Origin of the sequence: Streptomyces sp. SP18BB07, from assembly GCF_036322545.1 — a bacterium.
Taxonomy (GTDB): Bacteria; Actinomycetota; Actinomycetes; order Streptomycetales; family Streptomycetaceae; genus Streptomyces; species Streptomyces deccanensis.
The window spans coordinates 1-378 of sequence record NZ_JAQYWT010000236.1 but is presented as its reverse complement, the minus strand read 5'-3'; the positions used below and the strand labels follow the sequence as shown (position 1 = coordinate 378).

1 protein-coding gene is annotated in these 378 nt (G+C 73.8%); it reads right to left on the bottom strand.

What is annotated here, in order from left to right; all coding sequences use genetic code 11:
- Positions 1 to 302: alcohol dehydrogenase catalytic domain-containing protein (locus PUR53_RS07430; protein ID WP_329907792.1), on the bottom strand; the 302-nt coding region annotated here is incomplete at its 3' end.
- Positions 303 to 378 lie beyond the last annotated feature (76 nt).

The following is a 378-nucleotide window of genomic DNA, read 5'->3' as shown; positions in this document are numbered from 1 at the left end:
CGGTCGCCGACGGTGAGGCCGGGCACCAATGGCCCGAGAGCCGCCACCGTCCCGCAGAACTCGTGGCCGAGGACGTGCGGAGCCGTGGAGCCGGAGGCCGGGTGAGGCTCGGTGACCGGGATGGCGTGCGGCCCGTCGGCGTACTCGTGCAGGTCGCTGCCGCCGCTGCCGCAGTCGGCCACCTCGACGAGCACCTCGCCGGGCCCGGCTCGGGGGCCGTCCACCTCGGCGACGCGGCCGTCCCTGGCTCCGTGCCAGACGGCGGCCTTCATACGGCGGTCCGGGGCCGGAACCGGGGTCACCGGAAGAGCGAGTTGACGTAGTCGGCGCCGATGCCGACCTTCTCGTAGTGCGTGCGGCACAGCTCGATGTAGTCGT